The organism is Mycobacterium sp. VKM Ac-1816D (genome assembly GCF_000416385.1).
GTDB lineage: Bacteria > Actinomycetota > Actinomycetes > Mycobacteriales > Mycobacteriaceae > Mycobacterium > Mycobacterium neoaurum_A.
Genome location: NZ_AOHQ01000112.1, coordinates 1 through 14991, shown reverse-complemented (window position 1 = coordinate 14991; position 14991 = coordinate 1). Strand labels below are relative to the sequence as shown.

The 14991-nt window shown below is 66.8% G+C and carries 12 protein-coding genes; 8 read left to right on the top strand and 4 right to left on the bottom strand.

The annotated features are described in order from the left end of the window. The first annotated feature begins 68 nt into the window (after nucleotides 1-68). Nucleotides 69-1385 carry an SDR family oxidoreductase gene (locus tag G154_RS03920; RefSeq protein WP_023985138.1) on the top strand — a complete coding sequence of 439 codons (1317 nt, stop codon included), beginning with the start codon at nucleotides 69-71 and terminating at the stop codon, nucleotides 1383-1385. Next, nucleotides 1382-1819, top strand: a complete 438-nt coding sequence (locus G154_RS03915; protein ID WP_019512879.1) for an SRPBCC family protein — start codon at nucleotides 1382-1384, stop codon at nucleotides 1817-1819. The genes G154_RS03920 and G154_RS03915 overlap by 4 nt, the downstream gene beginning before the upstream one ends. Before the next feature lie 15 nt (nucleotides 1820-1834). On the opposite strand, the gene G154_RS03910 is transcribed toward G154_RS03915, so the two are convergent. From G154_RS03910 to G154_RS03900, 3 genes are all read right to left on the bottom strand, one after another. Next, complete coding sequence (locus G154_RS03910; RefSeq protein ID WP_019512878.1) at nucleotides 1835-3664, bottom strand: phosphoenolpyruvate carboxykinase (GTP); 1830 nt, start codon at nucleotides 3662-3664, stop codon at nucleotides 1835-1837. A gap of 144 nt (nucleotides 3665-3808) precedes the next feature. After that, a complete protein-coding gene (locus G154_RS03905) occupies nucleotides 3809-5131 on the bottom strand; it encodes a hypothetical protein (protein ID WP_019512877.1) in 1323 nt (440 codons plus the stop codon). Further along, the gene (locus G154_RS03900; protein ID WP_019512876.1) at nucleotides 5128-5844 is read right to left on the bottom strand and encodes a hypothetical protein; all 717 of its coding nucleotides are present in this window, start codon (nucleotides 5842-5844) and stop codon (nucleotides 5128-5130) included. Before G154_RS03900 ends, G154_RS03905 begins: the two co-directional genes overlap by 4 nt. A gap of 125 nt (nucleotides 5845-5969) precedes the next feature. On the opposite strand from G154_RS03900, the gene trmB reads away from it, so the two are divergent. The 3 genes from trmB (at nucleotide 5970) to G154_RS03885 (ending at nucleotide 10393) form a co-directional block, all read left to right on the top strand. After that, a complete protein-coding gene (trmB, locus tag G154_RS03895; protein WP_023985136.1) occupies nucleotides 5970-6728 on the top strand; it encodes a tRNA (guanosine(46)-N7)-methyltransferase TrmB in 759 nt (252 codons plus the stop codon). Between the two features lie 28 nt (nucleotides 6729-6756). Continuing rightward, entirely contained in the window at nucleotides 6757-7458 is a 702-nt protein-coding gene (locus G154_RS03890; protein WP_023985135.1) for an NYN domain-containing protein, read from the top strand. 64 nt (nucleotides 7459-7522) lie between these two features. Further along, nucleotides 7523-10393 (top strand): MMPL family transporter, encoded by a 2871-nt coding sequence (locus G154_RS03885; protein ID WP_023985134.1) that lies wholly within the window; start codon nucleotides 7523-7525, stop codon nucleotides 10391-10393. Here G154_RS03885 and G154_RS03880 read toward each other — a convergent pair. Beyond that, the gene (locus G154_RS03880; RefSeq protein WP_019512872.1) at nucleotides 10353-11498 is read right to left on the bottom strand and encodes an AI-2E family transporter; all 1146 of its coding nucleotides are present in this window, start codon (nucleotides 11496-11498) and stop codon (nucleotides 10353-10355) included. The two genes, G154_RS03885 and G154_RS03880, sit on opposite strands and share 41 nt — an antisense overlap. A 90-nt stretch (nucleotides 11499-11588) precedes the next feature. Between G154_RS03880 and G154_RS03875 the strand changes: the two genes are divergently transcribed. The 3 genes from G154_RS03875 to G154_RS03865 are packed head-to-tail and all read left to right on the top strand — an operon-like array spanning nucleotide 11589 to nucleotide 14317. Continuing rightward, nucleotides 11589-12656, top strand: a complete 1068-nt coding sequence (locus G154_RS03875; protein ID WP_187697584.1) for a YbhN family protein — start codon at nucleotides 11589-11591, stop codon at nucleotides 12654-12656. Further along, the gene (locus G154_RS03870) at nucleotides 12646-13938 is read left to right on the top strand and encodes a M23 family metallopeptidase (protein WP_031601265.1); all 1293 of its coding nucleotides are present in this window, start codon (nucleotides 12646-12648) and stop codon (nucleotides 13936-13938) included. Before G154_RS03875 ends, G154_RS03870 begins: the two co-directional genes overlap by 11 nt. Then, entirely contained in the window at nucleotides 13931-14317 is a 387-nt protein-coding gene (locus G154_RS03865; RefSeq protein ID WP_019512869.1) for a DUF3054 domain-containing protein, read from the top strand. Before G154_RS03870 ends, G154_RS03865 begins: the two co-directional genes overlap by 8 nt. Nucleotides 14318-14991: the final 674 nt, after the last annotated feature.

The following is a 14991-nucleotide window of genomic DNA, read 5'->3' as shown; positions in this document are numbered from 1 at the left end:
TCGCGGGCTTACCGGGGCCGGAAGGCTTGAAGACCCATCTGAGGGGGCATCTCCTCCGAATGAGCAATGTGGGTGCACTTCGGGTTCTCGTCACGGGAGCCACCGGCTACATCGGCGGGCGTCTGGTGCCCAGACTTCTCGAGGCGGGACATCACGTGCGGGTGCTGGTGCGTGACCCCGCCAAGATCCGTACGGTGCCCTGGGCCGATGACGTCGAGATCGCTCGGGGGGACCTCACCGATGCCGCGAGCCTGCGGGAGCCGTTCCGGGATGTCGACGTCGTCTACTACCTCGTGCACTCGATGAACAGCGACGGTGATTTCGAGGAGGCCGAACGGCGCAGCGCCGAGAATGTTGCCACCGCCGCACGCGACGCCGCCGTCGGGCGCATCGTGTACCTCGGCGGTCTGCACGAACACTCCGATCGACTGTCGACGCACCTGCGATCACGAACCCAGGTGGGTGAGATCCTGATCGAATCGGGTGTGCCCACGATGGTGCTGCAGGCCGGGGTGGTCATCGGGGCCGGGTCGGCGTCGTTCGAGATGATCCGGCACCTGACCAACCGACTACCGGTCATGACCACGCCGCGCTGGGTCAACAACCATATCCAGCCCATCGCCGTCGGCGATGTCCTGCACTACCTGACGGCTGCGGCCACCGCGGCGATCCCCGAGAGCCGCACTTACGATATCGGCGGGCCCGATGTGCTGCGCTACGGCGAGATGATGCAGATCTATGCCGAGGTGGCCGGGTTGGCGCGGCGTCGCATCCTCGTATTGCCGGTTCTCACACCGAAACTCGCCGGACTGTGGATCGGCTTGGTGACTCCGGTACCGCTGAGCATCGGCCGGGCTCTCATCGAGTCGCTCAGCACCGACGCCGTCGCCTACGAGCACGATATCGACACCATCATCGCCGCGCCGAGCGGTGGGCTCACGCCCTACCGCGATGCCGTGGCGCTGGCTCTGCGCAATGCCGAGAGCACCGAGGCCGGCTGGGATGGCACCGCCGCCGATCCGCTACCCACCGATCCGGCGTGGACGGGCGAGATCGTCTATACCGAGAGTCACGACGCCGATGTCCGCGCCGATCCGGAAAGGGTGTGGGAAACCCTGCTGCACTGGGCATCCCGCCACGGGCACTGGACCGTCGAGAACAAGCAGGAACCCACGCTGCTGGAGCTGCACGGCGCCGGGCGAGCACGGCTGCAATGGCGCATCGAGTCGGTCGTACCGGGGCGGACCCGGCTCCATCAACACGTCAGCTACATGCCCAAAGGCCTTCCCGGACAACTCTATTGGCTCGGATTGAAGCCCGTGCACCGAATCGGTCTGCGGCGCGCGATGCAGACCGTCGTCCGGCAATCCGAGAGCCCACGATGATCGAGGTGCAGCGTGAGGTGATCACCTCGGCCGATCCACGATCGGCATTCGACTACCTCGCGGACTTCACCACCACAGAGCAGTGGGATGCCGGTTCCATCCGCACGGTACGGATCCGGGGCAACGGCGATATCGGAACGCACTATGCCAACAGCGCCAAATTCGCCGGACGCACCAGAGACGTCGACTACGAGGTCATCGCACTGACGCCGGGCTCGTCGATCGAGTTGCGCGGTAGCACCTCCGCGCTGATGGCGCATGACATCATCACGGTGGAACCGCATCCGAGCGGATCCGCGGTGACCTACCGCGTGGAGTTCACCTTTCGCGGCTGGCTGCGTTACGCCGAACCGATCCTGCGTCGCACGATGTCCAACCGTGCAGACCACAGCGCAGCAGGCCTGCGCCGGGAGCTGGCCCGGCTGCAGGCCTGAACACGTTGCCAGAGGTCAGTCGGACTCGGCCAGCCTGGTCTTGAGAGCGTCGAATTCGTCCTTGATGCCGGTGGGCAGCTTCTCACCGACGAATTCGAACCACTCCTCGATCAGCGGCAGCTCGGCACGCCATTCCTCGGCGTTGACGGCCAGCGCCTCGTCCACATCGGCCGGGTCGACGTCCAGACCCGACAGGTCCAGATCGGCGGCGGTCGGCACGATCCCGATCGGGGTGCTCTTGCCGTCGGCCTTGTGCTCGATGCGCTCGATGGCCCACTTCAGCACGCGGCTGTTCTCACCGAATCCGGGCCACAGGAAGCGGCCGTCCTCACCACGGCGGAACCAGTTGACGAAGAACACCTTCGGCAGCTTGGACTCGTCGGCCTGCTTGCCGATGTTGATCCAGTGCTGGAAGTAGTCGCCGACGTTGTAGCCCAGGAACGGCAGCATGGCCATCGGGTCGCGGCGCACGGTGCCGACCTTGCCCTCGGCGGCGGCGGTCTGCTCGGAGCCCAGCGTGGCACCGATGAACACGCCGTGCTGCCAGTCGCGGGCCTCGGTGATCAGCGGGACGGTGGTCTTGCGGCGCCCACCGAACAGGATCGCCGAGATCGGCACGCCCTGCGGGTCGTCCCACTCCGGAGCCAGCGTGGGGCACTGCGAAATCGGGGTGCAGTACCGCGAATTCGGGTGCGCAGCCTTGGTTTCGGTCTCGCGCAGGACCCAGTCCTGGCCCTTCCAGTCGATCAGATGATCGGGCTCGCCTTCCAGGCCCTCCCACCAGACGTCACCGTCATCGGTCTTGGCGACGTTGGTGAACACGGTGTTGCCCGCGGCGATCGTCTTCATGGCGTTGGGGTTGGAGTCCCAGTTGGTTCCGGGTGCGACACCGAAGAAACCGAATTCCGGGTTCACCGCGTACAGCTGACCGTCCTTGCCGAACCGCATCCAGGCGATATCGTCGCCGACGGTCTCGGCACGCCAGCCCGGAATGGTCGGCTGCAGCATCGCGAGGTTGGTCTTCCCACACGCCGACGGGAAGGCGGCGGCGATGAAGTACGACTTGTTCTCCGGGGAGATCAGCTTGACGATCAGCATGTGCTCGGCGAGCCAGCCCTCGTCGTGCGCCATCGCCGAGGCAATGCGCAGCGAGTAGCACTTCTTGCCGAGCAGGGCGTTACCGCCGTAGCCGGATCCGTAGCTCCAGATCTCGCGGGTTTCGGGGAAGTGGGTGATGTACTTGGTGTCGTTGCACGGCCAGGGCACGTCTTTCTGGCCCTCTTCCAGCGGCGCGCCGATCGAATGCAGCGCCTTGACGAAGAAACCGTCCTCGCCGATCTTGTCCAGCGCGGCCTTGCCCATCCGCGTCATGGTCCGCATCGAGACGACGACGTACTCCGAGTCGGTGATCTCGACACCCAGCTTGGGGTCCTCGGCGTCCAGCGGGCCCATGCAGAACGGGACCACCCAGAGCGTGCGTCCCCGCATCGAGCCGCGGTACAGCTCGGTCATGAGGCCGCGCATCTCGGACGGGTCCATCCAATTGTTGGTCGGGCCTGCGTCGATTTCACGCTCGGAGCAGATGAAGGTGCGGGATTCGACGCGGGCGACATCGGAGGGGTCCGACAGGGCCAGGTAGGAGTTCGGCTGCTTCTCCTGATTGAGCTTCTGGAAGGTGCCGACCGCGACGAGCTGCTCGGCGAGCCGCTCGTACTCTTCCTGCGAGCCGTCGGCCCAGGCCACCCGGTCGGGTTGGGTCAGCTCGGCGACCTCACGAACCCAGGCCAACAGCCCCTGATGCGTCGTCGGTGCATTGTCGAGACCGGGAATGGTCGCTGAGGTCATCAAAGTCTCCTGCGTTGTTTCCGTGCATATGCCGTTAACCGGCAGGTCACGATCGTCCCTGAAATAGAGGTTAACGCGGGTGACTTTCGTCCGTGGAATCGGGACGATGTCCGATCACTCACAGGAACGATTCAGATGTTGCTGCTACTCGGCGGTAACCGAATCCAGTTGGGCGCGGACCGCTCGCAGGGACTCGCGCAAGGCTGATAACCGCCGTTCAGCGGGTCCGGCCGCGGCCGCCATGGCGATCGCCCGCTCCCGCAGCCGTGCATCGATGGCGGCGAGCGTGGTGTGGGTCTGTGCGGCCACCCTTTCGCGCTCGGCTGCGGATTCCGCAGCCAACGCCGCTTCGGCGGACAACAAACGGGATGCCACCGCCGCCTGGAGGTCCGCACGCAGGGTGCTGGTCACGGTCGCGGTCCAGCGGTCCCATCGGGCGCGGCTGTGCAGCAGCCCGCGCACGCGGACCACCCAGGCCGCCAACAGCAGACCGACCGCCGGACCGCCGGCGGCCGCGGCGGTGGCCGCCCCGGGAGCAAGCCCGGCCAGCAGCCGGGCCGCCGCGAGGGCAATCCCCAGCCCGAACCCCGCCCCGAGCACGATCATCAGACGCGCCTCCAGGTCCTGCCCGGACGGCCCGGGTGCGCCGGGATCGGTCGCCACCCGCGACGTCTCGGCGGGTGGAGCCGACAACCCCAGATCGTCCGCGATCTCCCGCAGCCGGGCGGTGACGGCCGCATCGACCTCGGCCGCCACCCGGTCGACGTGCTCGCCGGCCACCGCCCCGAGGTCGACACCGCGGCGCCACCGGGCAGCCTCCTGGGCGAGTGCGGCCCGCAGGTCCACGCACCGGCGGTGGACCTGCTGGTTGAGATCGATGCGAGCTTGCTGTAGCCGGGTGCGCAGGTCACGGGCCTGTGCCGCACCAAGGTGCCGGGCCGTGCGCACGGTGTCCGCACGGCGGCGATGCAGTGCGATGGCCACACTGTCGGGGGCACAGAGCGCATCGATCTGGTCGCACAATGCGCTTTCGCCGGCGCGCATCCGGTTCCGCTGCGCCAGCGTGGGGCTGTCTAGCCCGCTCGTCAGCAGGTCCACCAGCTCCGCGAGCACCGGATCGCCCGCGCGCGGCGCGGCGGCCACACCGACCCACGGCATCGACCCATACCGCGTGGCATGCCCGCGCACGGCCGTCCGGGCACCGGTGGCGACCGTCTGCCAATCCGCGTGGGCGTCGATCTTGGTGACGACACCGACCACCAGGTCGGTGCGGCGGGCCGCATCGTCGAGGACCCTCAGATCGGAATCGACCACCGGGGCGGCGGCGGAGACCGCGAACACGACGGCGTCCGGCTCGTCGGCGTGCTCGACGAAGCGGTGCCCGGGCAGTGCGGTGCGCAGTGCCGACACGAGAGTGGACGCCCCGGCGAACGGCGGCCCGGTCACCACCACGACGGGTGCGTTCACGGCGGCGTATCCCCTCCGGCCACCAGCCGAAGCTGCCCGCGGGCCAGGTCGGCACCGCAATCTCGATGCAGCGGACTGACCGGGCCCCGGCTGTATTGCAGCCAGCGCACTGCCGAGCGCAGCGGTGCCATCGGGGACGGCCGCAGACCGGCGGCGCGGACCACCTCATCGGCCGCCGCGGCGGTGGTGAGCACTGTCGTGTCCGCCGCGAGCAGTTCGGCAAGCGCGGGATCGGTGGCGGCGAGCGCATGCAACCTGGTCAAAGCGGTACGCAGCCTGCGATAGCGCAGCGGTGCCGAGAGTTCGGCCATCGCATCCAGGATCGGTGTCGGCTTACCGCCGGCCAACGCACACATCGGGACGGTGCGCACACCGGTCTGCGCGGTGATCGCCGCGGCCCGCGCCGCGGGGTCGGCCAGTGCGTCGGCCTTGTTGAGCACGATCAAACGCGGCCGGTCGGTGCCGAGATGAGCGCGACGGTCCTCGGGTTTGACGGTCTCGGCGATCACCAGCGCCACCACATCGGCGACAGCACCCTCGGGCACGCAGTCCAGTCCCTGATCCCGCAACACCGCCGAGACCGACCGACACCCGACACCCGGGCGACCCGTCACCCGAACCCGCACCGGCTGCCCCAGCGCGGCGATGATCGGACCCAGTCGAGGCCGGGAGCCGTCCTCGGCGAGCGCGGTCAACTCGGCGATCAAACCCACCCGTTCATCGTGGCATCGGTAGCGCACCCCGGTACGCGCCGATTTGGGCCTTGATGTGGGTCACACCGCTGTCCAGGCAACTGTTGGGTATCAATATGTGCCGCGATGCGGGTACCCCGGCTCCGATGAGCGACGATGGACCGATGTATGCCCAGGGGGAGGAGCCCGGGGGAGTCGATCCCGCGCCGGGTGCTCCCGCCCATCATCAACGCCGGGTGACGAGCTTCCGTACCCGCCGATCCCAGCTGACCGGGGGGCAGCAACAGACCTGGGAGCGCCGCTGGCCCGAGTTGGGCTCCGAGGCGCTGGATCCCGACGGACGGCCGGTCTCCCTCGACCTCGAGCAATGGTTCGGCAGGCGGGCACCGCTGATCGTGGAGATCGGCTGTGGCACCGGTACCTCGACCGCAGCGATGGCCCAGGCCGAACCCGAGCGCGATGTCATCGCCGTCGAGGTCTACAAGCGCGGGCTGGCGCAGCTGCTGTCGGCCATCGACCGCGAGGGCATCACCAACATCCGGTTGATCCGCGGTGACGGGGTGGACGTGCTGGAACACCTCGTGGGCAGCGGATCGCTGACCGGCGTCCGGGTGTTCTTCCCCGATCCGTGGCCCAAGGCCCGCCACCACAAGCGACGGCTCATCCAGCCCGCCTCGGTGGCCCTGATCGCCGACCGCCTCCGCCCCGGCGGGCTACTCCATGTGGCGACCGACCACCAGGGTTATGCCGAGCACATCGCCGAGGTGGGAGATGCCGAACCCGCGCTGCGTCGCGTCGGCATGGACGACGAGCTGCCGATATCGGTGGCTCGGCCGGAGACCAAATACGAGCGCAAGGCGCTGGCCGGACCGATCGTGACGGAGCTGCTGTGGGAACGGCGATGAGCGCTTGCACGAAGACCAGGAGGCCAAGGTGAGTATCGACACCGAGCCAGATCTCCCCGAGACCCCCGATGCCCCGGCCGAGCCGGCGTCCACCGTCCACCGCGTATTGCTGGTGTGGGATGCGCCCAACCTCGACATGGGGCTGGGCTCCATCCTCGGCGGCCGTCCCACCGCCGCGCACCGGCCCCGCTTCGACGCGCTGGGCAGGTGGCTGCTGAGCCGGACCGCGGAGCTGTCCGAACGCAGGCAGGCAGATGGGGGCGCGGTCCCGACCCTGGAGCCCGAGGCGACCGTCTTCACCAATATCGCCCCGGGTAGCGCCGATGTCGTCCGACCCTGGGTGGAAGCGTTGCGTAACGTGGGTTTCGCGGTCTTTGCCAAGCCGAAGATCGACGATGACAGCGACGTGGACAGCGACATGCTGGAGCACATCGCGCTGCGCCGCGGCGAGGGCCTGGCCGGTGTCGTGGTGGCATCCGCGGACGGTCAGGCGTTCCGGATACCCCTGGAAGAGATCGCCCACGAGGGCGTTCCGGTGCAGGTGCTCGGATTTCGCGAACATGCCAGTTGGGCGTTAGCGTCGGATAGCTTGGAGTTCGTCGACCTGGAGGACATCCCTGGTGTCTTCCGGGAACCGCTACCGCGAATCGGCCTTGATTCGCTGCCCGAGCAGGGCGCGTGGTTGCAGCCGTTCCGGCCGTTGTCAGCGCTGCTGACCTCGCGCGTTTGAACAATTGAAGCGACAATTCGCGCGCAACGAGAAACAGACCTGAAGAAGATTTTAAGGAGCTGACGTGTTCGCCTGGTGGGGTCGAACGGTGTACCAGTACCGATACATAGTCATCGGTGTCATGGTCGCACTGTGCCTTGGTGGCGGGCTGTTCGGAGCAAGTCTCGGACAGCACGTCACCCAGAGCGGTTTCTACGCTGATACCAGCGAGTCGGTACAGGCTTCGCTGATCGGCGACGAGGTGTACGGCCGTGACCGCACCAGTCACGTCGTCGCAATCCTCACGCCCCCGGATGACAAGAAGGTCACCGACAAGGCGTGGCAGCGCGAGGTGACCGGCGAACTGGACAAGGTGGTCGAGGACCACCCGGATCAGATCGTCGGCTGGGTTGGCTGGTTGAAGGCACCCGATACCGATAATCCGACGGTCAGCCAGATGAAGACCGAGGATCTGCGGCAGACCTTCATCAGCGTGCCGCTCAAGGGCGACGACGACGACACGATCCTGAAGAACTACCAGGCCGTCGAGTCCGACCTGAAGCAGGTCAACGGCGGGGACATCAAGCTCGCCGGGCTCAACCCGCTGGCCAGCGAACTCACCGGCACCATCGGCACCGACCAGAAGCGCGCCGAGATCGCGATCGTGCCGCTGGTCGCGGTCGTGCTGTTCTTCGTGTTCGGCGGCGCCGTTGCGGCCGCCTTGCCCGCGATCGTCGGCGGTCTGACCATCGCCGGAGCGCTCGGCATCCTGCGTTTCATGGCCGAGTTCGGTCCGGTGCACTTCTTCGCCCAGCCCGTGGTGACGATGATGGGCTTCGGTATCGCCATCGACTACGGCCTGTTCATCGTGAGCCGGTTCCGCGAGGAGCTCGCCGAGGGGTACGACGTACCGGCAGCGGTACGCCGCTCGGTGATGACCTCGGGCCGCACTGTCGCGTTCTCCGCGGTGATCATCGTGGCGTCGTCACTTCCGCTGTTGCTGATACCGCTCGGGTTCCTCAAATCGATCACGTACGCGATCATCACGTCGGTGCTGCTGGCGGCGTTCCTGTCGATCACGGTATTGCCCGCGGTGCTGGGCATCCTCGGGGCGAACGTCGATGCACTCGGCGTCCGCACGCTGCTGCGCGTGCCCTTCCTGGCCAACTGGCCGTTCTCCCGCAAGATCATCGACTGGTTCATCGAGAAGACCCAGAAGACGATGACGCGCGAGGAGGTCGAGAAGGGTTTCTGGGGCAAGCTGGTCAACGTCGTGATGAAGCGGCCGATCGCGTTCGCCGCCCCGATCCTCGTCGTGATGACGCTGCTGGTCATCCCGATCGGGCAGATGGCGCTCGGCGGCCTGAGTGAGAAGTATCTACCGCCGGACAATCCCGTGCGTATGGCGCAGGAGCAGTTCGACCGCGAGTTCTCCGGGTTCCGCACCGAACCGTTGACCCTGGTCATCCGCAGCGACAACGGCGAACCGTTGACCGATCAGCAGGTGGCGGCCGTTCGCGCCGACGCCCAGACGATCTCCGGTTTTGCGGGCGCCGACAAACCGTCGGAGATGTGGCAGGAGCGGCCGGCTCAGGAGAGTGGGTCCAAGGATCCGTCTGTCCGAGTGATCCAGAACGGGCTGGTCGACAACAGCACCGCGCCCAAGAAGATCGAGGAGCTGCGCGCGCTCACGCCGCCGCGTGGAACGACGATCCTGGTCGGTGGCACCCAGGCGCTGGCTCAGGACAGCATCCTGACGCTGTTCGACAAGTTGCCGTTGATGGTCGTGATCCTGGTCATCACCACCACGATCCTGATGTTCCTGGCGTTCGGATCACTGGTGCTGCCTATCAAGGCGGCGTTGATGTCCGCCCTCACATTGGGCTCCACGATGGGCATCTTGACCTGGATGTTCGTCGAGGGCGGGCATGGCTCCGGGTTGTTCAACTACACCCCGCAGCCGTTGTTCGCGCCGATGATCGGCCTGATCATCGCGGTGATCTGGGGCCTGTCGACCGACTACGAGGTGTTCTTGGTCTCTCGCATGGTCGAGGCGCGCGAACGCGGTCTGTCCACGGCCGAGGCCATCCGCATCGGAACGGCCACCACGGGTCGACTGATCACCGGCGCCGCTCTGGTGCTGGCCGTCGTGGTCGCGGCGTTCGCATTCTCCGATCTCGTCGTGATGAAGTACCTGGCCTTCGGTCTGTTGATCGCGCTGCTGCTCGACGCCACCGTGATCCGGATGTTCCTGGTGCCGGCGATCATGAAACTGCTCGGCGACGACTGCTGGTGGGCGCCACAGTGGATGAAGCGCGTTCAGGAGAAGATCGGTCTCGGTGAGACCGAACTGCCCGATGAGCGCAAGCGTCCCGGGTTCCGCGAACCCGATGAGGAGCCGGCCGACGAGGCAGCGCTGGTGGGTGCCGGTGTACCCGCGCGCCCGCAGCACGACCCGGGGCATCCGATCGCTCCGCCGCCCCGCGGTCTCCCGCCCGTGCGTCCCACGGGTCCGTCCGCAGTCGGGACGAGCCGGATTCCCACTCCCCCGGTGGCACCCGAACCTCCGACGACGCGGTTCGCCGCGCAGCCGGACTCGGCCGCGACGTCGGCGATCAACGCGGTCAACGCACCGACCGAACGCAGGCCGCGCACCGAGCAGAATCCTGCACGGGAAAAGCGCGAGATCGAGTCGTGGCTGGGCGAGTTGCGCGGTAGCGCCGCACCCACCACGGCGATCCCGAGCGCAGGCCCGGGCGCCTCGCAGCCGGCCGCACCCGCCGGTGGCGACAGCGATCAGACGACCGCCATTCCCGCCCAACGGGATTCGGGCGATCCGGAGCCGACGGAGAAGCTCGACACCCGCGCCGCGCGGGAGACGACCGACGATGCCCCCACCCGACGTGGTGGCGGCGTCAGTGCGGCCGATCTGCTTCGCCGGGAGGGCCGTCTGTAAGGGCTTCGGGCTCCAGCTCGGCCACCACCTGCTCCTGCTCGGCCTCGGGATCGTCGGCCAGCAGGACCCGGATGGCGCTGTTGAGCACCGCCAGTATGGGAACCGCCAACAGCGCCCCGAGGATGCCGGCCAGTACGCCGCCGGTGGCGATCGCGAGTACCACCGCAAGGGGATGGACCGACACCGCGCGGCCCATCACCAAAGGCTGGAGCACATGTGATTCGAGCTGTTGCACCGCGAGGATCAGCCCGAAGGTGATCAGCGCGTAGACCCAGCCCTTGGCGATCAGCGCGACGATCACCGCGACGCCACCGGTGAGCACCGCGCCGATCAGCGGGACGAACGCGCCGAGGAACACCAGGGATGCCAGCGGCAGGGCGAGCGGGATGCCCATGATGGCCAGTCCGGTACCGATACCGACGGCGTCGACGAGTGCCACCAGGCAGGTGGCCCGCACGTAACCGGTGAGCGATCCGAAACCTGCGCGGCCCGCGTCGCGGACCCGCTCCCGCACCGTCGTCGGGAAGATCTTTGTGACGTAGGTGAAGATCTCCCGACCACCCAGCAGCAGAAAGATCAGGGTGAACAGCACCAACAGGGCGCCGGTCAGGATCTCTGTGACGGTGGCCGCCGTCGACAACGCACCGCTGGTGACCCTGGCCTGATTCTCCTGCAGGGTGCTTATCACCGCGTCGCCCGCGTGGTCGATCTGATCTCGGCTCAGGTGCAGCGGCCCGTCGATCAGCCAACCCCGCACACCGTCCACGCTGGCAGACACTTGATCCACCAATGCCGGTGCGCCGCTGATGAATTGGCTGACGACGAAGCTGAGCAATCCGCTGACGATCGAGATGGAGCTCAGCAGCACCACCGCCACCGCCCAGCCCCGCGGCGCGCGCCGACGATGCATGAAGTCGACGAACGGCGTCAGCAATGCCGCGAACATCGTCGCCAAGGCCACCGACACGACGATCAGCATCATGTGGCCGATCACCCACAGCAGCGCCACGACGGCCGATCCGATCACCAGCAGGCGCCACGACCAGGCCGCAGCCTTGCGGACCAACGGATGTACCGACTGATCGGCGACCGGATCTATTGCCATGGGCTTACCGTACGCGCGACTCGCCGGGTTATCGCAGGTCATGCGCCACGTGGCCCGGCTACCCTTGATCACGTGTCGCACGACGCGCCGATGAGCGACGCCCATGACCGCGACGTCCGTACCCGCGGCAAATACTGGTGGGTCCGCTGGGTGGTCATCGTGGTCGCGGTGGCGGTGCTGACGGTCGAGTTGACGCTGGTCTGGGATCAACTGGCCAAGGCGTGGCGGAGCCTGCTCTCGGCGAATTGGTGGTGGGTTCTCGCGGCCGTCGTCGCGGCGATGGCGTCGATGCACAGCTTCGCCCAGATTCAGCGCACGCTGTTGCGCTCGGCCGGCGTGCAGGTTCACCAGTGGCGTTCGGAAGCGGCGTTCTACGCAGGTAATGCGCTGTCCACGACACTGCCCGGCGGTCCGGTGCTCTCGGCGACATTCGTCTACCGCCAGCAGCGGTTGTGGGGTGCGTCCCCGGTGGTGGCGTCCTGGCAGCTGGTCATGTCGGGAGTCCTGCAGGCCGTCGGTCTCGCATTGCTCGGTCTGGGTGGAGCGTTCCTGTTGGGCGCCAGCCGGAATCCGTTGTCGCTGATCTTCACCTTGGGCGGGTTCTTCCTGCTGCTGGTCCTGGCACAGTCGGTCGCGGCCAATCCACAGCAGATCGACGGTATCGGCGTGCGACTGCTGTCCTGGTTCAATGCGTTGCGAAACAAGCCGGCCGACATGTGGCTGGACAAGTGGCGCGAGCTGCTGTGCCAGCTGGAATCGGTGCGATTGAGCCGACGAGCGCTGGGCAACGCGTTCGGCTGGTCGCTGTTCAACTGGATCGCCGATGTCGCCTGTCTCGCTTTCGCCGCGTACGCCGCCGGTGGTCACCCCTCGCTGGCGGCGCTGACGGTGGCCTACGCGGCCGCCCGCGCGGTGGGATCCATCCCGCTGATGCCCGGTGGGCTGCTGGTGGTCGAGGCCGTGCTGGTACCCGGGCTGGTATCCAGCGGTATGTCGTTGGCCTCGGCCATCTCAGCGATGTTGATCTATCGGTTGGTCAGTTGGATCTTCATCTCCGCCATCGGCTGGGTGGTGTTCTTGTTCTTGTTCCGCACCGAGATGGACGTCGACCCGGACGCACCGGCAGAGCCCGAAGACAAGGAGTGCCGTGATAACTAGAAGCGCCTGCACCGCGGTACTTTTCGCCGCAGCATTGGCGGTGTCGGGATGTTCGCCTACCACCGAGCAACCCGCCACGAGTACCGAGGGTTCGCCGACCGTCTCCCCCGCCGCGCCAGGCAGCGGCAACCCGACGACATCGCCCTCCCCCACTCCCGCGGCCGAGGCCCCCGTGGCGACCCCCGTGCTGGCCCGGGCTGTCGCCGCACCGGTACCGGTCCGGGCCACCGATGGTCGGACGCATCTCGCCTACGAATTGCTGTTGACCAACGCGATGGATCAAGACATCACCGTCGATTCCCTGCAGGTCCGCGCCGGCGACGCCGGTGAGCCGCTGCTGACCCTCAGCGGCGCCGATCTGGCCGAACGCACCCGGATTCTGGGCACCACCGCACCGACAGGCCGCCTCGGACCAGCACAGTCGGCATTGGTGTGGCTCGATGTCAGTACCGACGAGGACGCTGCACCAACCGAACTAGACCATCAGGTCCAGGTCACTCTCACCACACCGATGCCGCCGCTGCTGCCGCCGCAGCTGACCGAGACCGTCGCCCCGGTCACCGTGCAGTCGCGTACACCGGTGGTCATCGCGCCACCACTACGCGGCCCGCAGTGGTGGGATGCCAATGGGTGCTGCGGCATGACGCCTCACCGAATGGCGATCAACCCGATCGACGGTGCACTCTGGGGCGCCGAGCGGTACGCCATCGATTATGTGCAATTGCTGCCCGATGGTCGTTTGTTCACCGGTGACGTCGCGGATACCGCGTCGTACGCCTACTTCGGTGCCGACGTGCACGCCGTGGCCGATGGTCCGGTGGTTGCGGTGCTCGACGGACTGCCCGAGCAGGTACCGGGGAAGAGTCCGACCGGGCTGCGCCTGGACCAGTACGGCGGAAACCATGTGGTGCAGGACATCGGCGGCGGGAACTATGCCTTCTACGCTCACCTGAAGACAGGATCGGTGGCTGTGAAACCCGGTGACCGACTGAGCACCGGCCAGGTGCTGGGCTCACTCGGTAACAGTGGCAACACCGATGCTCCGCACCTACATTTCCACATCATGGACTCCCCGGATCCGTTGAAAGCCGACGGCTTGCCGTTCGTCTTCGACAGCTTCCGACTCACCGGACGCACCGATGACCGTCTTGGTCCCGATGGTGATGCCATCGACACCGTACAGGCAGGTAAGCCGGCACCCATGGTGCCGGACTTCGCGGCCCGAGACGAAACCCACGTCACGCCACTGGTTTCCGATGTGATGGACTATCCCGGTGAGTGAGCGAACCGGACTCCCGCCGACCAGACCAGCCATCGCGCTACTCACCGATGTGGCATGCGTGCTGGTGTTCTGCACCATCGGACGGCGCAGTCACTCCGAGGGCTTGACCCTCACCGGTATCGCCGAGACCGCATGGCCCTTCATCACGGGGACAGTGGCGGGCTGGCTCGCGGCCCGCGCCTACCCCGGCGACTTCAAGCCCTCGGCGATATACCCAACCGGTCTCATTGTCTGGGCCAGCACCGTGATCATCGGGATGCTGTTACGCAAGGCGACGTCGGCGGGCACAGCGCCGAGCTTCATCGTCGTGGCCACACTGACCACCGCAGCGTTGCTCATCGGATGGCGAGCCGTCGCCGCCGCTGTAGCACGCCGCTAGAGCACAGCGATAATCGCTGTATTCTGCTGCACACCAGCATCATCCGAGATTCCGGCTTCACTGTGCAGTTGTCAAGGTACGTCTTAGCTGAGTTGCCCTATATGTTCGAAGCGGTGGCATCACCCAGGTCGATCACAAGTGCGCGAGAGACAAGAATCCTGCTGAGCCACATCCGCCTCGTCCGTGTCGACACCGGACTGCCGTCGTCTGCCATCGGCTTACGGATCACGGGCACTGGACAGGCGGCCAGCGCCGACGACATCGGACCACATACTGCGCCTACCCACGATCGCCCATGCGACGGCACCGCCCCGAGCAATCCGATCGGTACTGCGAGCGTGGAATTGAGGACCGGAACCCATTGCTTCCAGGAACTTTTCAGCACGGTGCGCGCCAGCGGTCAGCCGTGCCATAACGCCGCTCCGCACCACGCCAAACACCTGCGATCGATATCATCCATCCTGGTACCCAACCTCCCAAACAAGGTCAGCAAACGTAGGCCCAAAGGCAACACGACCCACACGGCCACCAGGGCGGGCGGAGTCATTCTCGACGGCACGAGAACCATCGAGACAGGTTCACCGGATCGAGATCGGGAACCACCAGCAGTCGAACTTATGTGCTACTCCTCAGGTTTTCGTGGGGAGCTTGATGTGGAGCCCGCCGAGGCACAG